Annotated in this window: 20 protein-coding genes; 2 read left to right on the forward strand and 18 right to left on the reverse strand. The window is 37.3% G+C overall.

Features of this window, described 5'->3' with window-relative positions; translation table 11 throughout:
- Positions 1-53 precede the first annotated feature (53 nt).
- The 12 genes from ACIQ2D_RS19680 to ACIQ2D_RS19735 all read right to left on the reverse strand — a co-directional run bounded on the left by ACIQ2D_RS19680 (position 54) and on the right by ACIQ2D_RS19735 (position 13,322).
- Positions 54-671: a nitroreductase family protein gene (locus tag ACIQ2D_RS19680; protein WP_402867008.1), complete on the reverse strand. Its 618-nt coding sequence runs from the start codon at positions 669-671 to the stop codon at positions 54-56.
- A gap of 27 nt (positions 672-698) precedes the next feature.
- The gene (locus ACIQ2D_RS19685) at positions 699-1,682 is read right to left on the reverse strand and encodes a ring-cleaving dioxygenase (protein WP_402867009.1); all 984 of its coding nucleotides are present in this window, start codon (positions 1,680-1,682) and stop codon (positions 699-701) included.
- Between the two features lie 51 nt (positions 1,683-1,733).
- Positions 1,734-2,168, reverse strand: coding sequence for a MarR family winged helix-turn-helix transcriptional regulator (locus ACIQ2D_RS19690; RefSeq protein ID WP_402867010.1), 435 nt, complete (start codon positions 2,166-2,168; stop codon positions 1,734-1,736).
- 254 nt (positions 2,169-2,422) lie between these two features.
- Positions 2,423-2,890: a YusW family protein gene (locus tag ACIQ2D_RS19695; protein WP_402867011.1), complete on the reverse strand. Its 468-nt coding sequence runs from the start codon at positions 2,888-2,890 to the stop codon at positions 2,423-2,425.
- Positions 2,891-2,970: 80 nt separating this feature from the next.
- Positions 2,971-3,711, reverse strand: coding sequence for a hypothetical protein (locus tag ACIQ2D_RS19700; protein ID WP_402867012.1), 741 nt, complete (start codon positions 3,709-3,711; stop codon positions 2,971-2,973).
- Positions 3,704-5,041, reverse strand: coding sequence for an AAA family ATPase (locus ACIQ2D_RS19705; protein WP_402867013.1), 1,338 nt, complete (start codon positions 5,039-5,041; stop codon positions 3,704-3,706). Before ACIQ2D_RS19705 ends, ACIQ2D_RS19700 begins: the two co-directional genes overlap by 8 nt.
- A 213-nt stretch (positions 5,042-5,254) precedes the next feature.
- Positions 5,255-7,477 (reverse strand): PepSY1/2 domain-containing protein, encoded by a 2,223-nt coding sequence (locus tag ACIQ2D_RS19710; protein WP_402867014.1) that lies wholly within the window; start codon positions 7,475-7,477, stop codon positions 5,255-5,257.
- Positions 7,478-7,657: 180 nt separating this feature from the next.
- A complete protein-coding gene (locus ACIQ2D_RS19715; RefSeq protein WP_402867015.1) occupies positions 7,658-9,880 on the reverse strand; it encodes a YcdB/YcdC domain-containing protein in 2,223 nt (740 codons plus the stop codon).
- Between the two features lie 161 nt (positions 9,881-10,041).
- A complete protein-coding gene (locus ACIQ2D_RS19720) occupies positions 10,042-11,280 on the reverse strand; it encodes a glycosyl hydrolase family 18 protein (RefSeq protein ID WP_483869755.1) in 1,239 nt (412 codons plus the stop codon).
- Between the two features lie 373 nt (positions 11,281-11,653).
- Positions 11,654-12,208, reverse strand: a complete 555-nt coding sequence (locus ACIQ2D_RS19725; RefSeq protein WP_402867016.1) for a hypothetical protein — start codon at positions 12,206-12,208, stop codon at positions 11,654-11,656.
- Positions 12,208-12,813 carry a hypothetical protein gene (locus ACIQ2D_RS19730; protein ID WP_402867017.1) on the reverse strand — a complete coding sequence of 202 codons (606 nt, stop codon included), beginning with the start codon at positions 12,811-12,813 and terminating at the stop codon, positions 12,208-12,210. Before ACIQ2D_RS19730 ends, ACIQ2D_RS19725 begins: the two co-directional genes overlap by 1 nt.
- Complete coding sequence (locus ACIQ2D_RS19735; protein ID WP_402867018.1) at positions 12,813-13,322, reverse strand: RNA polymerase sigma factor; 510 nt, start codon at positions 13,320-13,322, stop codon at positions 12,813-12,815. Before ACIQ2D_RS19735 ends, ACIQ2D_RS19730 begins: the two co-directional genes overlap by 1 nt.
- 656 nt (positions 13,323-13,978) lie before the next feature.
- On the opposite strand from ACIQ2D_RS19735, the gene ACIQ2D_RS19740 reads away from it, so the two are divergent.
- Complete coding sequence (locus tag ACIQ2D_RS19740; RefSeq protein ID WP_402867019.1) at positions 13,979-15,016, forward strand: lytic polysaccharide monooxygenase; 1,038 nt, start codon at positions 13,979-13,981, stop codon at positions 15,014-15,016.
- A 658-nt stretch (positions 15,017-15,674) separates the two neighbouring features.
- Here the strand turns inward: ACIQ2D_RS19740 and ACIQ2D_RS19745 are convergent.
- The 3 genes from ACIQ2D_RS19745 to groES all read right to left on the reverse strand — a co-directional run bounded on the left by ACIQ2D_RS19745 (position 15,675) and on the right by groES (position 19,875).
- Positions 15,675-17,189, reverse strand: a complete 1,515-nt coding sequence (locus ACIQ2D_RS19745; protein WP_402867020.1) for an SH3 domain-containing protein — start codon at positions 17,187-17,189, stop codon at positions 15,675-15,677.
- 714 nt (positions 17,190-17,903) lie between these two features.
- On the reverse strand, positions 17,904-19,535 hold the full coding sequence (gene groL / locus ACIQ2D_RS19750; RefSeq protein WP_402867021.1) for a chaperonin GroEL: 1,632 nt from the start codon (positions 19,533-19,535) through the stop codon (positions 17,904-17,906).
- Positions 19,536-19,590: 55 nt separating this feature from the next.
- Positions 19,591-19,875, reverse strand: a complete 285-nt coding sequence (gene groES / locus ACIQ2D_RS19755) for a co-chaperone GroES (protein WP_402756335.1) — start codon at positions 19,873-19,875, stop codon at positions 19,591-19,593.
- A gap of 190 nt (positions 19,876-20,065) precedes the next feature.
- On the opposite strand from groES, the gene ACIQ2D_RS19760 reads away from it, so the two are divergent.
- Positions 20,066-20,812 (forward strand): CPBP family intramembrane glutamic endopeptidase, encoded by a 747-nt coding sequence (locus ACIQ2D_RS19760; RefSeq protein WP_402867022.1) that lies wholly within the window; start codon positions 20,066-20,068, stop codon positions 20,810-20,812.
- Positions 20,813-21,032: 220 nt separating this feature from the next.
- Here ACIQ2D_RS19760 and tatC read toward each other — a convergent pair whose 3' ends face one another.
- The 3 genes from tatC to ACIQ2D_RS19775 all read right to left on the reverse strand — a co-directional run bounded on the left by tatC (position 21,033) and on the right by ACIQ2D_RS19775 (position 22,862).
- A complete protein-coding gene (tatC, locus tag ACIQ2D_RS19765; protein ID WP_402867023.1) occupies positions 21,033-21,857 on the reverse strand; it encodes a twin-arginine translocase subunit TatC in 825 nt (274 codons plus the stop codon).
- Between the two features lie 20 nt (positions 21,858-21,877).
- Positions 21,878-22,072: a twin-arginine translocase TatA/TatE family subunit gene (locus tag ACIQ2D_RS19770; protein ID WP_402756332.1), complete on the reverse strand. Its 195-nt coding sequence runs from the start codon at positions 22,070-22,072 to the stop codon at positions 21,878-21,880.
- 154 nt (positions 22,073-22,226) lie between these two features.
- Complete coding sequence (locus ACIQ2D_RS19775; RefSeq protein ID WP_402867024.1) at positions 22,227-22,862, reverse strand: redox-sensing transcriptional repressor Rex; 636 nt, start codon at positions 22,860-22,862, stop codon at positions 22,227-22,229.
- Between the last annotated feature and the right edge of the window lie 121 nt (positions 22,863-22,983).

Below are 22,983 nucleotides of genomic sequence, written 5' to 3' on the forward strand. Positions count from 1 at the left end.
ATTCCCTCCAGATATTCAACAATACGAAAAGTATTGGTTGTATGTTTATCTTCTTAATAATAAGTAACAAATTCCTCGACTGGTTTACGGTAGCCGCGTAAACGACGACTGCTTTCCTTTTCCTTACCAATCGTGATCATTAAAGCAATTTCATGTGTTGTTGGCACATTAAACAATGTACGTATTTTTTCCTGATCAAAACCAATCATCGGGCATGTGTCCCAGCCACGATTTTTTGCTGCAAGCATGAACATCATACCTGAAAGTGATGCATTGCGAATCGCATCCTCTTTCATAAATTCATCGCCACGCCCCTCATAAAACTTCGAATTATCATCCACGAGGCTCTGTAATTCAAAATCTGTAATGATACCTAAATCCACCATACCCTGACTAATTCGTGCTGTTTGCTTATAAGCTTCTTTGTCTCCTAGTACTAAAACAACAGCTGATGCTGCATGTACTTTATATTGACCATAAGATGCCTCACGTACTTTCTCCTTCATATCCTCATCCATCACAACGATGTATTCAGGATGCTGTAGATTAAACGCTGATGGCGCTAACTTCACATCTTCTAAAATTGGACGAATATCATCTTCAGTAATTTTGACATCTTTGATGAAATTGTTTGCAGAGCGGCGCTTGTCAATTAACTTAGTAAATTCCAATTATATTACCTCCAAATTAAGAAATGCTTATTCATATTCTTTATCGAACGAAATAGCACTTCTTACAGTATCAATTGGGCGCACTAATTGCTCAATTTTGTTGCGTTCTGCTTCAAGGAATGGTGGCAATGATAATTTTTCACCTAGAGTCTCATATGGTTCGTCTCCCATGAAGCCAGGTCCGTCAGTTGCCCATTCAAATAAGATTTGCGGTGCCACTCGTGCATACAATGATTCAAAGAAATGACGATTTACATAACCTGATGTATGGAAACCAAAGTTCTCTAAGTGTTCCGTCCATTCATCTAATACAGCTCGATCAGCTACTCGGAATGCCACATGGTGTACTGTACCGAAGCCTTGACGAGCAACAGGTAAATCTGCGTTGTGTTCTACCACGATTTGTGCGCCGTTCCCACCTTCACCTACTTCGAATAAGTGGAAGTTACCCTCTTCAGCGATTTCAGTAAATAACATTACTTTTTCAAGTACTGTTTTTAAATATTTCAAATCCGAGATGCGAATAAATACTGGTCCTAACCCTGTAATTGCATATTCAAGTGGTATTGGACCATTCTGCCAAGGTGTACCAGATGCAACCCCCTCATTTTTTTCATCTGAAATAAGTTGGTATTGTTGGTCGTCAAAATCAACAAATGAAAGAGTTTTTTTGCCGAATTGTTCTTTTATGCCTGTATGCTTGACTTCTAAGCGATCAAAACGTTTTACCCAGTACTCTAAAGCTGCATCAGTTGGTACACGGAATGATGTTTTTGAAATTTCATTTGTACCGTGTACACCTTTTGGAATGTTCGGAAAATCGAAGAATGTCATATCTGTACCCGCGCTACCTTTGTCATCTGCAAAGAATAAATGGTACGTTTGAATATCATCTTGATTTACCGTTTTTTTCACTAAGCGCATCCCTAATACATACGTAAAAAACTTATAGTTTTCTTCTGCGCTGCTAGTGATTGCTGTTACATGGTGAATGCCTTTTAAATTGTTCATAATTAAGTTCCTCCTTATTATCTCGAATTCGAGATATGTACGTAAAATTTTTTATTTTTTTGTGGCGTTGATACCGACTTTTTTAAGTGCATCCATCATCGTTTCCACTTCTTTTTCAGTTAAAACCTCAAAAATCTCGTTAATTTTTTGTTCGTGTGCTGGGAAAATTCTATCCATCAACATTTGCCCTTCCGATGTCAATACAGCGTAAGTAACACGACGATCATTTGGACAAGAACGGCGGCATACAAATCCTTTTTCCTCTAGCTTATCTACAACATATGTGATGCTACTACTAGCGATTAAAATCTTTTTCCCAAGTACTTGGATTGGCTGTTCGCCTCTATGATATAGAAACTCTAAAACGCTAAACTCAGTTGGATTTAAACCATACTGCATTAAATCTTTTTTCGTTGCATCTTGTATCGCTTGATAAGCTCGGAATACGACCGTAAAAGCTTTTAAATTTGGATTATTTACCTCCATACGATTATCACTCCCTTATTTATCTCGAAATACAATATCTTTAATTCGAGATAATAATAACACGTTAAAAACATACTTTCAAGCCATTTGCTTCAAAAAACAGAAAGTGATTTCCAAAACACACTTCTTCAATGTTGCGATATATATGTAAAGTGCCATCGTTCAATACAATGGCACTCCAGATTTACTATCTCTGTACTAACTCCAATTAAAAATGCCTTGGAGTAGCGATCAATTAAGAAACCCTATCCTGGTTATTTAATTCGCTCATATTCCTTTTTCGTGCCGTCTGCAAATTTCACTTCTATCTCTATGGATTGAAAGTCGTCTGCAATTTTGAATACAGAAATCACTTGATCGATGACCTCATCATTTGGTGTCGCCGAATCGAATGTCAATTGCTTAAATAGTGGCTCTAGCTTTGTAAATGCTTCATCGCCATATAGTTTTTCATTGTTGCGATTATCCTCTAACTCCGCTTCCATGCCGGATCTTTCATTATCATAATCCACATCATAAGACTCGGTTGCCGAATAATCTACGTCTAATGAGAATTCTGTAAAGTTGAATAACGCAGATTCAGCAGCATGCTTATTCTCTTCCTGTTTAGTACTCGTCTCCACAGGTGCTTTTTCTGGTACATCCTTCACCTCATCCTTATTACAACCATAAAGTACACCTGCTACTAAAGGCACTGCTAATAAAACTTTAAATTTTTTCATAATAAACACTCCTCTCGATAGTGCTTATTATTCCCACATTCAAAAAAACTAATCGATACCTTTAAAATTTTCCCTTTTACTTATTGAACATTACGTTGTATTTGTTCTACCATCTCAACTAGTAGTGGCACATTAGTACTCCGTTGCAGTGAATTACATTCCTGCATTAAATACGCCCAGCTTTCCTCTATCTGTTCATCATAGGAGTTCCCTTTGTTCACGTGTAAAAACGGGCGTAAATATTCTTCAATTGAACAAGATAAGTTTTCTATAAATTCATCCGCTTTATGGGCCTTTCCGACAGGCTCTTCATTACGCTCGCCCCACAAAACATGCTCTAAATTTGTCGAGAAATAAAATAACTGATACGGCACAGCATTCTTTTTTAACGTAAAGGATTGACTCGTTGCAAGTATTTTAATATTTTGTGCCTTCAGTGTATTCCTTGCTTCAATCGCTTCTTTCTTCTTCGGGGACCCGACTAGAATTTCTGTCTCATCATAAAATATCGAACCCTTTACGTCCGAACTCACTTTTACTTGCTCATGAGGGATAAAACAGCCATCCGCATCTGTTATATGCACAATCGCTAGTAAGTCCTTTGGCAAAAACTTATTTTTTTCTAAATAACGGCTAAGGACTTGTCCAACAGTATTTTTGATGTTCGTAGTCTTTTTCGTACCTTCCCATTTCGTTAAAATATCCCCACGCTGCACATCAAATCGAACCTCTGATTCTGCAAAGTACGCATCTAAGTAATCGTACAAAATAATTTGCTCGGTCTCTCCCTCAACAACAACAAGAATTACTTTTTTAGTCATTGTTGACACCTGCTTTTCTAAAAGCACGCTTAATATGAAATGGCTTCGTTTCTTTATAAATCTCTTCTACTTGACCACCTAGTTGAATAGCACGTAAATAAACATCACGCGCATTATTTACTTCTTTAATGCCTTTTAACTGAACATATCGATGATATTCATTAGCTGTTGTAAACCATAGATTTTTAACCGGCAGTACCTCTAACACACGTAAATTATGCGAGGTGAAGAGGAGCTGTCCCTTGCCTGCTTCATCAATAACTGTTAATAATTCACCTAACAAATACTCAAACACACCTGAATCTAACTCATCTATCACAACACAGGCATTGGCATTATTGTAAACTGCGATAAGGGCACTCAATACCGAAATAATCTTCAAAATCCCTTCTGACTCCGTGCGTAATGGTAGTTCACACTCACCCCGCTTCGATAAAAACTCGAAGCGCACACCTTGTTCACCGTTGTCTAAAGTTTGTTCCGTAATAAAATGGATTTTAATCGTCAGCTCTGGAATAATGGTTGAAAGTACTTTATTTGTTTGATCAATTACTTTGCACAGCACTTCAAAACGGTCTTTCTGAAGTAAAGAAGTACCCTCTAAATCATAAGGAATAAACCCTCTTGATTTATCCAAATGTACGCTAAATGGCATGATATATTTCATCATCAAAAGACCAATACTTTGGTTGTTAATGACATGTAAATCCCTGTTGAAATCTATTGCAATATTATTTAACAGATGCCATTCCGTCTCATTTAGCATTTCCTGTAGTACAGGCTTAAGATCCTTATGGAATGCAAATGAAACATGCTCCTTTTGTGCCATTGCTCGTACAACCATCACCTTCACACGCAATTTCTCATTCATTTCTTTCAGTGAAGTCGTCCGAATTTGCACAACATCTTCCTCTTTATAAATAAGCGTTTTCGAGCGTTTACCCTTCTCATTTTCTCGATAGCTTAACTTTTCAATTGTCGTATAAATACGCTCATCATCCTCTTGGAAAGCTACAAAGTAATTAACATAAAACTCCCCAAACTCATTTTGTACAAGAAAATCGAAATCTAAGCTAGCTGTTTCTTCCCCAGCCGTAATTAAACGCTTTTTTTGCTGTTGCAGCTTTTCATGACTAATCCAACCAGAAATCAACGTTTTCAATACACTAAACGCATCTACCACTGTTGTTTTTCCAGATCCATTTTGTCCATAAATGCCGATAACATTCGATTTCAAAAACGATTCAAAATCTGTCGATAACGATATCTCACCGTTTCGTACATTCTTTAAATTATGCACAGTTACTTTTTTAATTTTAACAATATCCATAACTCGACATCCTTTAACGGTTTTTCTTATATTATAGTGAAAAAAATCATAAATTATAACATTTCATAAATTAAAGTGCGCAAATGTTGCAAATCAACATTATTTATCTAATACAGAAACCTCTATTATTCCAAAAGATTATATTAGCCTTTACGCTAAAAAAGAGGTGTCTCAGAAACATTTCTGAGACACCTCTTTTTAATAAATTTTCTATTACCAGTAATAACGATTTTCTTTTTTCTCATACACTTTGTGCGCTAAACGAATTGTAGAAACCGCTAATTCTGCATAAGTCACATTTCCAGTTGCATTAATTTTGTTGTCTTGTGCATCTAACAGCCCCATCCCATTTGCTAGAGCTACATACCCCAAATAAGTTGGTTGAATTGAACTAGCATCTGAGAAGTTCAACTTATAAATATCACTATTTTGCACAGCTTTTTCAAGATCTAATGCACGAATAGACCATTCCGCAAATTCCTGACGAGTTAATGGGTCTTCAACTTTAAAGCTGTCTGATGGTTCTAATACACCCATACGTACAGCCTCCTCAACCGTAGCGTATAGTGGATGCTTCGGATCGATATTTGGGAATGATTGATTTGCTTCCCCTTCTCCCATATCTCTACCGAAGTATACATATGTCAGTGATTTCATAATAATTTTCAACGCTTCGCCTTTTGTTACTGCTTTATCGGCATTAAAGTTTGCTGGATCTTTAACATCTAAAAGCTTTTGATTTAGTAAATAATTCAACTCTTTAGACGCAGTTGGATGATTGATGATCTCTGTATCTGATTCTGGCTTCTTGCTATTTAACCATTCACCTGTCTTAGCATCTAGTTGATTTAACAATACACCGTCATAAGTTGGCGCATATACTAAGTCATAATGTTGCTTGTCCTTACTGGCTTGTTTCACATATTGTAGTTTCGTCGTTAATGCTTCACTAAACGATGCCTTCGCTACATCTGGAGTAATGATTTTACTTGTAGATGGCCAATTTGTAACATTCTGGTGGTTAATCCCTAACGAACTCAGAGAGCCGTCCGCAGCGATAGCCACATTAATTTCGTCACCTGCTACAGTGATACCATTCACGACACGTGGGAATGAGAAATGATGACTTTTACTATACTCATCAAAATAATACCCTTCCATTGATTTTGCATAATGGTGCAAATAAGAAGGCGCCCATTCCTTTAAGTACTCAATCGCTTTGGATTGTGCCACATCTTTTGCAATTCCTGATGCTGTCTTACTAATGTTTGTAAAATCTCTACCTATATCGTGAAATTGTGTGATTTCGCCTGTCTTCTTATTAATCTCTAGTGTTGTACCTGAACCACCACTGCCATAATGGTACATATAATTTACCGCATAAACCGCTTCACCATCTTCATTTTCTCTTTCATCTACCGATTCAATCACTAACTTTGCCTTGTCCGGAGCAACCTTTAATAGAGTTTTTGCTAACTCTTCTGCCTCCTCAGCTGTAAGACCATTCTTTTTCGGGGCAAGTGGTTGCGTTGCCAGCTTTTCAAGTGTTTGTGCCCTTGGTGCTTGTGTTGAGAAGCCATTTAGGGTTTGCCACTGACCTGTTAGCGCATGTACACCACTCCAGCTAGAAATTGGCACGTAAACAAGCTTCACTTCACGCTCATCTGTCTCATAATCATAGTCAATGTTATAACGTAGCTCGACGGCTACATTCTCACGCATTTGCTGGAGTATATCCGTCTCACTTTTCTTTTGCTCCAAGCCATCAAATGTCGCCTTGTTCGTTGTAGAAACGTTACGATACATACTTTCGATAACACCATTACCTAGTACACTAATTTCGAAGCTTTGATCGCTAATCGGTACTCCATTTTGTGTTGGCAAGTAAGAAAATGCATAACGAACTGGTTCTGATAAACGATTACTCATATAGTAATTATCATAAAATCCATTTTCCTGCAATTGATAGTTCGTTGTATTTGAGAACTTCTTTAAAAAGTTTTGAGCAATTTTTTGCGCCTCATCCTTTGAAATTTTTGCTGGGAATAACGCATCTGTCACATTAGTCGGTTGGTAATTGAAAGACTCTAGCTCTAAATTATCGCCTTTGAATCTAAAACTTCCATAGATTGTTTTACCGTCGACGACTTTTTGAAAATCTAGTCCGTGACGAATTGTTTCATCATCTGGATAAAAATGCCCGCGTCCCGTCTGAAAATCATTATCTGTTAAAAAATTAAACTCAGTTGGAAACAATGTACGAACCTTTTTAATAAGTTCATTTTTTGTTACCTTTGTCTCCGTTGCTGCCACTTGAATTTCTATTTTTCCTGTAGGCTCATTTGCAGAAAACGAAGCCTGTGCACCCGGCGAAAGCACGCCTAACGAAAATGCCGTAGATGTTAAAACAATCCCTAACTTTTTTAATTTAACCAAATTAACCCTCCTAGAATATTATTTACCATAATTGTACAGCAAATCCCTAAATTAGTGAATAGTTATCAGTATTTACCTTATTATTCACTCAATTTAACAATGTTTTTTTCCGATAAGCAGAAAAAAATAGGAGGTGTGTCAGAAAAATATCTGAAACAACTCCTCTATTAATTTCGCTTACTAGTAAAAACGATTAACTTCTTTTTCGTAAATCTTATGCGCTAAACGAATTGTTGAAACCGCTAACTCAGCATATGTCACTTTACCAGTAGCATTAAAATTGTTTTCTTGCGCCTCTAATAGACCCATCGCGTTGACTAGAGCTACATATCCCGCATAAGGAGGTTGGATCGTACTTGCATCTTTAAAATCCAACTTATAAATATCGTTATACTGTGCCGCTTCTTCAAGCTGTAATGCACGAATAAACCACTCTGCAAGCTCCTGGCGTGTTAGTGCATCTTCAACTTTGAAGTTATCGGTTGGCTCTAAAATCCCCATACCGACAGCCTGCTCAACGATTGAGTATAGAGGGTGCTTCGAATCAATATTCGGGAAGGATTGCTTCTCCTCTTCTTGAGACATATCATAATTGTAATAATTATATGTCATTGATTTTATAATTATTTTTATTGCTTCACCTTTTGTTACTACTTTGTCCGCATTGAAATTAGCCGGATCCTTTACTTCTAAAACTTTTTGATGCAGTAAATAATTGAGCTCATCTGCTGCTGTTGGATGAGAAATAAGCGGCGTATTCGATTCTGGTTTAATGCTTTTCAACCACTTACCTGTCGTTGCATCTAGCTGATTGAATAGAACACCGTCATACGTTGGTCCATATACTAAATCATAGTGTTGCTTGTCCTCGTTTGCCTGCTTTACATAGTGCAGCTTTGTCTTCAATGCTTCACTAAACGTTTCTTTTGCTACCTCCGGAGTAATAAGCTTACTTGCAGATGGCCAGTCTTGGATGTTCTGATGGTTAATCGTTAATATGCGTAGCGAGCCATCCGTACCAATACCAATATTAATTTCGTCACCTGTCACCGTAATACCATTCACGACACGTGGGAATATGAATTGATGATATTTACTATATTCATCAAATGAATAGCTTTCCATTGTTTTTGCATATTGATGAACGTAAGATGGAGCCCATTCCTTTAAGTAATCAATCGCCTTTGTTAAGGCTGCCTCTTTTGTAATTGCTGCCGCAAATTCATTTGTTTTAATGAACTCATTACGCAAATCATAAAATTGTATAATTTCTCCCGTGGTTTTATTAATGTCTAGTGATGAGCCTGTTCCGATATTTCCATACGTATAACTATAATCTACTGTATAAATCGTTTCGCCAATGCCATTTTCTCTTTCATTGACCATGTCAATCGTTAACTTAGCCTTGTCTGAATCTACTTTTAGGAAAGATTTTGCTAAGGCTTCGGCCTCCTCGAGTGTAAGATTGCCCTTTCTTGGTGTAAGCGGCTGTGTCGTAAGCTTTTCAATCGCTTGTGCCTTTGGTGCTTGTGTTGAGAAGCCGTTTAGTGTTTGCCACTGACCTGTTAAAGCATGTACACCATAAAAGCTAGAAACTGGCATGTAAACAAGCTTTACTTCACGCTCATCCGTTGCATAATTGTAGTCGATGAAGTAACGCAATTCGACTGCTAAATGATCACGTATTTGCTTTTGTATATCCGTCTCGCTTTTCTTTTGTTCTAAGCCATCAAATGTAGCCTTACCTGTTGGATACAAGCCACGATACATACTATCAACAACACCATTACCTAATACACTAATTACGATACTTTGATCGCTTATCGGTACGCCATTTTGTGTCGGCTGATACTCAAATGAATAAGTAGTTGGCTCTGACAACGGGATACTCATATAGTAGTCGTACCCAAAGTTGTCCTCTTGCAATTGATAGTTTGATGCATTTGTGAACTTCTTCAAAAAGTCTTGCGCAATTTTTTGCGCCTCGTCTTTTGAATATTTTGCTGGGAATAATGCACCCGTTTTATCTGCAGGTCGATAATGGAAAGACTCTAGCTCTAAGCTATCTCCTCTGAAGCTGAAATTTCCATAGATATTTTTACCGTCAACCACTTTATCGAAGTTCAGCTCGTAGCGGATGGTCTTGTCCTCAGGATAATAATGACCGCTTTCAATCTGAAAATCCTTATCTGTTAAAAAGTTAAACTCATTCGGAAATAATGTACGCAATTTTTTTATAAGCTCTTCTTTAGTTACCTTCGTCTCCTTTGATGCCACTTGAATTTCAATTTTCCCCGCAGGCTCATTATTCAGAGACGCCGAAGCGTGTGCAACTGGCGAAAGCACGCCTAACGAAAATGCCGTAGATGTTAAAATAATACCTAACTTTTTAAAATTACCCAAAATACCCCTCCTAGATTACTTTTTACCATAATTGTATATCCCATCCCGAAAATAGTGAATAGTTATTACTATTTATCTTATAATTTTCTCATATTGCAGATTCTTTTCTAGGTAGATAGAAAAGGAGGAGCTTTGTCATTTCCACGACGCCCCTCTCCCCCTTATTTTTTCACTACATTGAAATTTGAGCCGACTAACAGCCAATTTTGTGGGAACGGTAATCCAAGCTTCCAGTAACCTACGCCACGTAGTTGATATTGTTTGACAAGATTGAATTTAGCTTGGACAGACCTAGCATCTTCAAACCAAACAATATGCTCTTTCCCTTGTTCATCATAATATTTAAAGAACGGTGCTTGGGCCGTCGTGTCATACTGAATAGCTGCGTTGTATCTTTTCGCTATTTCAATCGCCCTTTGTGGACTGAGCGCCTCAGCATTGGGACCTCCTTGTACAAATGGGAGCGTCCAATTATAGCCATATAAGTTCTGTCCTAAGATAATTTTACTGGCAGGCATTTCAGACAATGCATATTTCACAACTGCTTCAACTTGATTAATAGGTGAAATAGCCATAGGTGGCCCTGCAGCATAGCCCCATTCATAGGTCATTAACATAACAAAATCCACTATCTGCCCATGCGCTTTGTAATCATGCCCCGCAAACCATGCGCCCGGCTGATCTGCGCTTGATTTCGCAGTAAGCGCTGTTGAAACTGTATATCCAGCTGGATGAAACTTTTCAACAGCCCTTTTTAAGAAATTGTTATACGCTACCCGTTGATCAGCTGGTATATTCTCAAAATCAAAATGAATATCTCTGACGCTACCTAAACGCTTTGCTTCCTTAAGAATATTATCAAACAATAAATCTTGTACCGCTCTACTTTGGAAAATATCTCTTGCTAACTCTCCGCTAAATTGGAAATTTTCTAGATTCGAGATAACCATCGCAAGCACCGTACCTGTCTTGCCTGTTAACTCAGTCACACCTTGAGATGGTGGAACTTTTAACGACCCATCACGTCTCGCCTCATAACTAAACAGCGCTAGATATGTTAAATACGGTGCCGTTTCCCTCACTTGATTTAATAATGCTTCACTAACAGATGTCCCTCTTGGCTCTAAGTACGCCAATATTTCCGCCTTCGTCTTTGGCATCGGCGGAATATAGAGACGTAAGCCAACCCTCAAAGATTGGTTAGGATTAATTCCATTTACTTGTGCAAGTGTTAAATAGTTTATGCCAAAGCGCTGTCCTATTGACCATAAGCTATCCCCCGGCTGCACATAATAAAAATTCCCCACGATTGGGATCACCAATGCTTGCCCAACGACCAAACGATTTGGTTCAGGTATCTGATTGGCATCTACAATATTTTGGACAGTTGTACCATACATGTGTGCAATTCCCCATAAGGACTCCCCAGCGCGTACAACGTGTGTTTGAATGTGACTGCCTCCTTTTTACACGATTAATAACAATACCCATTAAGTTTATGACTGTAGGAAAAGGAACATGTCTATTACTTTTTAAGAGGTAACTCTAAATTAAGTAAAGTAGAAATCGTCTTCTTTAAAATCTCAATATATATATAAATCAACTGAATTATCAGCGTTAACTAATCATCGTTTGAGCAGAGAATAAATATCATTCAAATAGTTTATACTCTCGATTAAATGGTCATAAATCACAGTGATCGCACAAAAGGTCCACCGCTTTTTTTGCAGATGGACCTTCTAATTATTTTCTGTACAGAGATTAATGCTTCTCCTACTTTAACCTAGATTTCGCCATTTCTTTGAAGTGTATAGAACCAGCACGTCCATATCTCATAAATACAAAAAAGGCAATTAACTGTAGTACAGCACCGAGAAAATACAGATTTTCCCGCAAAGAAACTTCTACATTGATAGCGAATGCCTGTATCACAAATCCACAAAGCATAAGAGTCATAAATCTTTGGTAAGTTTTAAATGTTTTGCTCTCTAAAGATTTATTTTCATGAATATGCAATAATAATTGAAACACGTAATACATAAAGACGATTAATAGGAACTGCAGCAATTGTTCGCCTATTTGCCCGAAAAACTTTACACTCTGCCATTTATCCAACTCAACTAATAATGACAGCACTATTAATATGATTCCAAGATTTTTCGACCACCGCTTTAAATTATGAAATGCCGGCAAAAGATGAACGCCATAAGTTAGTAATACAAATCCTAGAAAGTCTGGCAAGATATCAAACGTTGCTCCATTTATATTCAAATCAATAAAAATGAACCCTGCTCCACCCGATAGATAACCATAAGGATCTTTCATCATTATTCACTCTCCTTCAGTTGTAGACTGTCTGAACCTAAAAGTTTGGATAACTTTCGTTCCATCACACTATTTTCTTCCAATTTCACGTCCCAAGGTTGGTCATGTTCTTTTTGGATCAAGTATGGACTAATTTCATTTTCATAAGATTCACTATTTGTCGGCATCGACGACGGTTCTTCTATACGAATGCTTTCTGCATACACTACATTTCCAACCCAAGCCACAAATGACAGTGAAAATGTCATGTAAACAAGTTGCCCTTTTAAATATCCCTTACTATAAACAAATACAATATACAATAGCAGCGCTAGTAGTAGACAGAAGACAACGATTGAAGGGAGATTTTTCTCTTTAGGGATTGTATGTTGCGCTGCACTTTTCAACTCCAAAAATTCTAAAGATTGTCCTGTTACAATCATTACTAAGAAAGCGACAATCGCAAAGGTCACTGGAATTGTTAATACTGTCACTACAGAAAATCGTTTTCTCTTCGGCGCATGTGTCGTTTGTAATTTTCTACGAACTTGCTTTGAAAATTCTAGATTTGGTTCTTTACCTGAACGATTTTTTAATGCATCGAATAGTTGTCGTTCCTGGTCTTCCATCAGTCATCCCTCCCCACTTTTTTTCGAAGCCTGGCCATCGCTCGGTGAAAATCCACACGTACTTTCACTTCTGAAATACCGAGTATTGCAGCTGTTTCTTGAATTGAATAATCCTTTAACATACGGCAAATAATGATTGTACGATCGTGTGATTTCAATGTCATTAAAGCATCCTGCACTTCTTGCCAATCTTCATTTTTCACTAATATGTCTTGAGGTTCTTTAACTTCTTTTATCATAGGTTGATGACTAATTTTTTCTGTTAATAACCTTCTAATTTTGTGTTTCCTATGTATATCTACAGCTGTATTTCTAGCAATCGATAATATCCACGTTTTTACTTTACTTCTATCCTTTAAACGATCGAACTGCTTGAGTACTTTCAGAAATGTTTCCTGAGTAATATCTTCCGCTTCTTGTTTGTTATTCGTGTAATAAAGTGCAAAATGATACACATCTCGGTGATAAGCATCATATACTTGTTCAATTTGTAATTTCCCCTCTCGCAAACCTTCACCCCACTTTCACAATTCACTAATAAGTCGTTCGAATGAATACTTTGTTACACTAAAAAAAAATTGCCTTTTATAAAGATCGTCATAGGAGAAATGAAAGATCACCAGCAAAGAGACACAACAGAAATTAAGATTTCTTAGAAATGGCTACTGGCCTCCTGTGCGAAATATACAATTGGGAAGTTTATGAAGGTCTTAAAATATTGCATTTCATCGATTATATGACGGATTTTATAGGTGATGAAAATTAAGAAAGAAGAAGTTACTCGGAAACTCTCAGAATTTCAAGATTATCTAAGTCCCCCAATATCTTTACTGACATTATCTGATGGTTTGCCTGGATAAGCATCCAATTGATTCGCTTGATTAATAAGGGTACAAAGACTATTCACGAGAGATTAAAGACCTTTAAAAGCTAAGATCAAAATAGTAAATATTACTTGTTATTCTTAATAAACGCATTTAGTTATTGTTATCTATTATTTCATACTATATAAATAGAATAGTGTTGATGTGAAGAATATATACAGGGTTAGCAAACCTCACAGAAGAAACTCCAACACTAGAAGGCTTCTACTACACTTGCAAGACGCCCTCAATTTTTCATTTGTTCAACATATAATAACTATTTTACAGGAGGTATTAGTCATATGAAATTACATATTTTCAACAAAAAACCATTGTCTGTCGTTTTTGGAGCATTGTTAATGTTAGTACTTTCGCTTGCTTTTTCAAGTACTGCTGCTGCTCATGGCTACGTAAGTAAACCAGAGAGTCGCGGCTTATTATGCAAAACAGGTGCTAACATCGATTGTGGCGGTGTCCAATATGAACCACAAAGTTTGGAAGCCCCAGGGAACTTCCCAATCGGGGGTCCGGCTGATGGACAAATCGCAGGTGCGAATACATTTCCAAAGCTTGACGAACAATCAAAATACCGGTGGACAAAAGTACCCATGAAAAGCGGTGCAAATACTTTCGAATGGACACTTACCGCAGCACATGCAACAGCTAAGTGGGATTACTACATTACAAAACAAGATTGGAATCCAGATCAACCATTAAAGCGAGCTGATCTTGAACTTTTCTGTTCGATTAATGACGGGGGCAAAAAACCACCATTCAACGTAAAGCATAACTGTAATGTACCAGAACGTTCAGGTTATCAAGTCATTCTTGCGGTTTGGAGTATCGCTGATACACCAAATGCATTCTACAATGTAATCGATGCAAACTTTGATGGGACAACTCTCCCTCCTACAGATCCAGGTCCAGTCAAACCTGATCCTAATCCCGATACTTGGAGTAGTACTCAAGTTTATGTAGGTGGTAATGAAGTTACATATAATGGTTCTTTATATAAAGCTAAATGGTGGACACAAGGTGAAAACCCTGACAACTCAGCTGTTTGGGAGCTTGTTAAAGGTAACGGAAGCGTAACACCGGATCCCTCGGCGAATGAATGGAGTACTAGCAAAGTCTACTTAGGTGGAGACAAAGTGGAGTACAACGGTAATCATTACCAAGCAAAGTGGTGGACACAAGGCGAAAAACCAGGTAATTCAATCGTATGGGAACTTGTGAAAGATAACGGTAGCGGGGCACCAAATTCCTCGTTGAATGAATGGAATATAAGCAAAGTCTACTTAGGTGGAGACAACGGAAAGTACACAAATGTTCTTTACTAGACTAACTAATGGACACGAGGAAATAATCCCGTCTCAAGTCGTGAGTGGTCGATTGTAAAATAAAGATTTGAATGAAGAAATAAGCTGTATCCTATCGAATAGACCCTAATAAGTCTACCCGGTGGGGTACAGCTTACTTTATAGAGAGAATCCTGATTCATAGCTCCTAACATTTGATATATCTGTTCATCTGTAAATACATCAATCCAACCTCACTGCATAATCGGAGATTAATCAACCCGTAAGCTTAATAATCTTCAAGTTCTAAATCATTAAATAATGAAGTACCCCTTAGTTGGAAAAGAATAAACATTCGGCAGTTAGGTGACGCTTACTATAATCAAGACTTCATCTTTGCTAAAACAGAGAGACATCCCGGATATCCTATCGTCATTAAAATGGTACAACTAAGGATGGCTAGACTTCTTTCAATCGCAAAATTAAACCCTGACTTAACACCTCACTATATACAAGTCCTTTTGTTATGCTTCCTCAATCACTCCTGTAGCTTAACACATGACTTTGTAGCTCCCATCAAGCAATCTGTGTCAATGAATTTAGTTATGAATGGTTCGAGGAGTGTCAAGAAAGGATCTATTAAACATAAAAAAAAGAAAAGATGACTTTTATAGTCACCTTTTCACTTGTATGTAGCAATTTAGTTATTGAATATTTGTTCGTAACGGTGGAAGAATGCCACTGTGTGCGCTCTTGCTAGAGAATCATTTGGTTTAAACTCTGCATTTGTTTTAGTAGTTGTTAAACCATTATCACGAAGGAATTTAATAGCTTCAGACTGAGATACAGTCTTACCATAATGCATTGAAGCTAAGATACGAGCGAAGTTACCCCGTGTGATATCCTTACCTGCAATAGCTTGTTTGGATGCTGTGTTTGCACCTAGAACTGGTAAAGAGTATTTTGTAGCCAGTTGGTAGTTTACGTCTCCATACCATGAAGTATTAGCTACCGTTGAAGCTAGTTCTGATGGTTTGAAGTATCGTAATAGGATCGATAACATTTGGTTTTCCGTTAAGTTAGTGTACGGTTTAAGTAAGTTTTCATACTTACCTGTCGATGGGTTTTTCACGTTTTGGTATCCACTTATAATACCCTTGCTTACTGCCCACTGAAAATCCTGCGCCCAGTATTGATTTGCATTGTAATCAGCAAACTTTGTTACATCAATGTTTCCCGTTGTTGGCGGTGTTACTGGAGGTGTTGGCGTTGGTGTTGAAGCTGAGTAGTTTAAATAACTTGATGCTACATACCCCTCTGTCCCGTCACTTCTTTTCACAGGATACCAAACAAAATGGTTTTTCTTCGTTGATACTTCTTCATATTCAAAAGGACCCGTAATGGTAACAATTTCGCCTTCACGTAAAGTACCCATAGAAGGGCTATCCGTAGTAGGTCTTGTCCTAACTGTTACATTAGTTGTTGCACTAACTTTTTGATTTGTTTCAAATAAATGCTTTGATTTTTTTAATGGTAAATCAAAATCATAGTTCATCGCTGAAAATTTTATATTTTCCCTGCTATTAGAGTCATATTGAAAATGTTCGCGTGAAAAAGGCAGCTCTGTTAAGTCTATTAACCCCATTTCATCGATAATCCGGAGAATTCTTTCTTGATAGGCATTTGCATTTCTTTCATCAGTAGCTTGGATTATTGGGCTATTTACTGGCTTAGTACCGTTATAAGCCATGATAGCGAAGTACCAATGTTCCAATACATCTCTTTCCCCACCGTTGATGCTAGGCAAATCCTTCCGCTTAAACATTTTATCTAGAGTCTCTACACCAGCTTGAATATTATAGACAATATCGCTTTTTAGTCTATCTGGATTATAGCCAGCTTGATTTGTAATTTGCATAACGCCAATTCCATTATCAGCTGTCACAATCGCTTCACCATTCGTATCGAAATGACGCCAATTTCCACTTTCACCTTCCGCTATTGCCTTCACAATTTCAGGAGGAACATCATAACTCAGTGCAGTTTCGGTTAACAAACAGTTCATTGTGGAATAATCAGGGTTTTTTTTCGATGCCGAATCATACTCACATGTATTTGCAATATTATTAGCTAATACATCTTTATCTATATTTATAGATAGAGAGAGAGCACCCACGGCAATAACACTAATCAACGGTTTCAATATCTTTTTCATATGTGATTATTACACTTCCTTTCCTATTTTCTAAAGTTAAAAGATTCAGATTTATGTTATCATAAACCCAATATTTGAGATAGGGGTAATATTCAATGTTTCTTTCATTTAACAGGATTGAGTGATAAATGAAAGCTCTTACATATATTGTTTAATTTTGATTCGGTGAAAAGGTTGTAAATAATGATTGTTGGATTTTTACCTTTTTGTGAAATAGGTAAGCTTCCTAAAATCCATTGAAACAAGCCCATGCCAAATCTATCAACTCTCGCAGGCTCGGTAAACGCTTCTAGAAGCTAGCTACGATTGTTGTTGTGAGATAACTCAAAGTTGAAACAATTGTGCTTTGACACACTTCTTATTACAACCAAGAGCTTATGTTTGCTTTGTCGCTTCTTATATTCATTAATCTTATTCATATAGAAAAATCACACCAACTTAATGATATGCTTTTATAATTCTTCGAATCAATTTAGTAACTACTAAAATAATGACACCGATATCATTACTACTCCATACATAAGCAAATTTTAATAACATAAAAAAACCACCTCTCATCAAATGTTAGAAATGATGAGAAGTGGTAGTTGCTTTGTATTTAAATTGTGAGTAACACTACTTCATAAAAAGAAGTGTTGAAACGTGCATATCAATGCTCTCTAATGGCGAAATCATCAACCTTCAAAAGCTGTGTAAACCCTTGCTACGAAAGGCCTACATCATGCCGCCCATGCCACCCATATCAGGCATACCCATTCCTGCGCCTGCTGGTTCTGGAATATCTGCTACAACCGCTTCAGTTGTCAAGAATAGAGCTGCTACAGATGCTGCGTTTTGTAGAGCAGAGCGAGTTACTTTCGCTGGGTCTACTACACCCGCTTCAATCATGTTTACCCACTCACCTGTTGCTGCGTTGAAGCCTACACCGATTTCTTCGCGTTTTAGACGGTCTACGATGATTGAACCTTCAAGACCAGCGTTGTTAGCAATTTGGCGAACTGGTTCTTCAAGTGCACGAAGAACGATTTTTAGACCTGTTGCTACATCGCCTTCTTCTTTTTCTGCTACTGCAGAAACTGCACCATATACGTTTAGAAGCGCAGTACCACCGCCTGATACGATACCTTCTTCAACTGCTGCACGTGTTGAGTTTAGAGCATCTTCAATGCGTAGTTTGCGTTCTTTTAATTCTGTTTCAGTTGCAGCACCAACTTTGATAACTGCTACACCGCCAGCAAGTTTTGCAAGGCGTTCTTGTAATTTTTCTTTATCGAATTCAGAAGTTGTTTCTGCAAGTTGCGCACGGATTTGACCTACGCGACCTTCGATTGCATCAGCACCGCCAACACCTTCAACGATTGTTGTGTTGTCTTTAGTAACAACTACTTTCGCTGCACGGCCTAGTGAAGTAATGTCAGCAGATTTTAGGTCTAAACCTAATTCTTCTGTAATTACTTGTCCACCAGTAAGAATTGCGATATCTTCAAGCATTGCTTTACGACGGTCACCGAAACCTGGAGCTTTAACTGCTACAGCGTTGAAAGTACCACGAAGTTTGTTCACTACAAGTGTAGCAAGTGCTTCACCTTCAACATCTTCAGCGATCATTAATAGTGGACGACCTTGTTGTACCACTTGCTCAAGTAAAGGAAGTACTTCTTGGATGTTTGTGATTTTTTTATCTGTAATTAAAATGAATGGGTTTTCAAGTACCGCTTCCATTTTATCTGTATCTGTTACCATGTAGTGAGAAGCGTAGCCACGGTCGAATTGCATACCTTCAACTACATCAAGCTCAGTTGTGAAGCCTTTTGACTCTTCAATAGTGATAACGCCGTCGTTACCAACGCGTTCCATAGCTTCTGCAATTAATTGGCCAACTTCTTCGTCAGCTGCTGAAATTGCCGCTACTTGCGCGATTTCCTCTTTGTTGCTTACAGGACGTGAAATGGCATTTAGTTCTGTAAGAGCTGCTGCAACCGCTTTATCGATACCTTTACGGATTCCTACTGGGTTTGCGCCAGCTGTTACGTTTTTAAGACCTTCACGGATGATTGCTTGTGCTAGAACTGTTGCAGTAGTTGTACCGTCACCAGCGATTTCGTTTGTTTTAGAAGCTACTTCTGCTACTAATTTTGCACCCATGTTTTCATATGGATCTTCAAGCTCGATTTCTTTTGCGATTGTCACACCATCATTAGTGATAAGTGGAGAACCGAATTTTTTTTCTAGAACGACGTTACGACCTTTAGGCCCTAATGTCACTTTCACTGTGTTTGCTAATTTATCTACACCTTGAAGCATTAATGCACGAGCTTCTTCTGAGAATTTAATATCTTTTGCCATATTGAATTACCCTCCTGAAATGGAATATTCGTTAAGCCTGTTTAATATATAAATATTATTGAATAATCGCAAGAACGTCACTTTCACGTAAGATTAAGTATTCATTGCCTTCGTATTTAACTTCTGTGCCTGAGTATTTAGAAAAAATAATGCGGTCGTCAACTTTAACGTCAAGCTCTACACGTTGTCCGTTTTCTAATATACGACCTGTTCCAACTGCTACTACTTTACCTTCTTGTGGCTTCTCTTTCGCAGAGTCTGGTAGTACAATGCCGAATGCAGATTTTTCTTCTACCTCGATTAGTTCGATTACGATACGATCTCCTAGTGGTCTTAACAAGTGAAACAACCTCCTATTAATTAAATATTTCTTTTAAATTTATTAGCACTCTAGTATACCGAGTGCTAATACTCTTATTATGATAATAAATCACTTCTTCTTTTGCAAGTGAGAACCTCGAAAAATTTTGTTTTCTTTCCATATTCCTCTACAATAGAAAATAAGCTTAAGTAAGGAAAGGATTTTGCAGGTGAATATTTCTCAAAAAGCAATTAAGTATAAAAAAACAGCACTATACGTTCTACTTATTTACATCGTAATGCAGCTATCTAGTATACCTCTTATAAAACCATTTCACCGTGTGGTCATGAGCACAACTGGGCTTCCACACGAACAGGCTGCACCTATCACACAGGGCTGGTATATCGCGATTAGCTTTGCGATTGCGCTAATTCTTAGTTTAATTTTAACGTCCCGTGACAAAGCCTTCTGGAATGTCTATCCTGGTGAAAAAGCTTCTGTCCCACTTACAATCGTATGGGGCGTCGTCGGCTTCTTCCTTGTATTCTTTGGGCAAATGATTGGGGCAGCTATTGAAATGATGGTATTTGGTATTGAAGGAGGTTCACAAAATACCGCCGATATCGTTTCGATTGCTAAAGGTGCACCTATTGCCATTCTAGCTATCGTAGTATTCGGTCCTATCTTAGAAGAGTTTGTTTTCCGTCGTGTCATTTTTGGATCGCTTGTCCAGACAACAAATTTCTGGGTTGCAGCTATTGTGAGTGCTATCTTCTTTGCACTAATTCACTTTGACTTCACACACATATTACTATATACAATTTGTGGTTTAATATTCGCTTTTTTATATCACCAAACGAAGCGAATCTGGACGTCAATCATCGCGCACATCATGCTAAATGGTTTTGTGACTCTCGTACAATTCTATGCAGAACCTTTGCAAAAGTTTCTTGAAGAAGCACAAAAACTGCAATAAATTTCTAGTAAAGCCACTCCCGGTATCTTTATCGGGGTGGCTTTTCTTTGAAATTTTCATGTTCCTTTATTAATACTGATTTTTTCATGTCTTATTGGGTCATTCTTCGTGATAACGGATCATTTCTCACTTTATCGGTTTATTCCCTCAGCCAACAATAGTATACCCTCCCTAAATACAAAAAAACCCGCTACATATTAAATGCAACGAGTTATCCTTATTACTTATTATTTAATTCTTCAATTTGTTTGCGCTGTTGTTCAAGTGCTTCTTCCACCAAACGTTCTTGTTCAGCCACCTGTTCTTCTTTCAAACGCATTTCTTCAGATTTCAGATACTTTCGATAGCCTATTTTCGCAATCCAAACACTAAATTCATAGAGTACAAACATTGGCACAGTTACAATTAAATGACTCATTAAATCTGGCGGTGTGATCATCGCTGCTAACACGAAAAGACCAAAGTAAGCGTATTTTCTATACTTCACCATTATCTGAGGATTTAATATACCCAAACGTGCAAAGAATAATAGAATAATTGGCAACTGAAATATAAAACCAAATGGCAATGTTATTTGAAATAAAAATGTAAAATACTCATTAATCCCAATTGTTAACTGCACACCTAGTCGCGCAGATAAATCAATCATGAAGTTTAATACATAAGGAAATAGTAAAAAATAAGAAAAAGAAATACCAGCTATAAATAAGATAAATGCAAAAGGAATATAGCTTAATGTTACTTTACGCTCCTTTTCATATAGCCCTGGTGAAATGAATGCCCATAGCTGATACAAAATTAGTGGAGATATTAGTAACAAAGCAATATAAAAAATCATTTGGAAATAAATTTTTATAGAATCTGTGATTTTGAATGCGTTTAATGAAAAACTTTGCGCAGTATCACTACTTTGTAGGAAGTGAATAAGTGGCTCTGCCAAAAAAAACGCGCCTGCAATCGCAATAACAAAGAAAACGACTACGAAGTAAAGTCGTTTCCTTAATTCTTCTATATGTTCAATGACAGTTTGGTTGTTTGAATTCATGTTATAGAGACATCCTTCAATTACTTATCATCGTTTTTTACATCGATGACTTTCTTTTTATCATCATCATCGTCGTCAGCTAAACCTTTAGTAGCGTTTTTAAACTCACGAAGTGTAGAACCCATTGCTTTACCTAGCTCCGGTAACTTCTTAGGCCCAAAAATTAAAATAGCTACAATACCGATGATGATTAGGCTCATAGGACCAATACCCATTACAGCCACCTCCTCTTTATATTCATTATTTTAACTTAAATACTATCATTTGGCTAACTAATTATATGTGAAAGTTTTTCATCTAGTTGTCAGTTCATATCAAAAAAGATAACACAGTTATTTAACAAAATTTCCAATATGCTATGTAATCCGCCTAATCTTCTTGATTACGAATTAAGTAAATTAACGCCTGCAATTCTACCGACAAATCAATTGTTAATAGCTGCATCGAATCCGGTACTGTAATACGCTCAGGTGTGAAATTCAAAATGCCCTTTGCTTTCATCGCTGCAAGTCTATCTGCCGTCTTTTGCGCTGAACGAGATGACACCGTTAAAATAGCAAGCTCTGCCCCATACTCTGCATACTTTTCCTCTAATAAATCCGGATGATATACAGGAATATTGCTGATCATCTTGCCTTCTTTTGGTGCTTTAGAGTCAAATGCAACAACGATATGTGTATTGTGGTTTTTTTGAAAATTGTATTTTAGTAAAGCATTTCCTAAGTTCCCGACACCGATTAAAGCAACTTTTGTCGTTTCATGCTGATCAAGTGTCTGACTGAAAAATGTCAGTAAATGCTGTACATCATAACCGTAACCTTTTTTGCCAAGCGCACCAAAGTAAGAAAAATCTCTTCGAATTGTTGCAGAATCAATTTTCATCGCTTCACTCAATTCTTTCGACGAAATACGTTCCTTGCCTTCTTGTGCGAAGTTTTGAATAAATCGATAGTAAAGAGGAAGTCTTTTTGTTGTGGCTTGTGGAATTTTCACTTCTTGTTTCAAACTTGCTCCTCCTCAAAAAACATCAAATTCGCCTTGGCGTTTTTTAGTCCCCCCATTTTGAATCACAAAATTGGTGACATACGCCGCTAGCTAAAGGGAAATCGTTTCAATCTTACATGAC

Origin of the sequence: Lysinibacillus sp. NPDC097287, from assembly GCF_044761695.1 — a bacterium.
Lineage (GTDB): Bacteria > Bacillota > Bacilli > Bacillales_A > Planococcaceae > Lysinibacillus.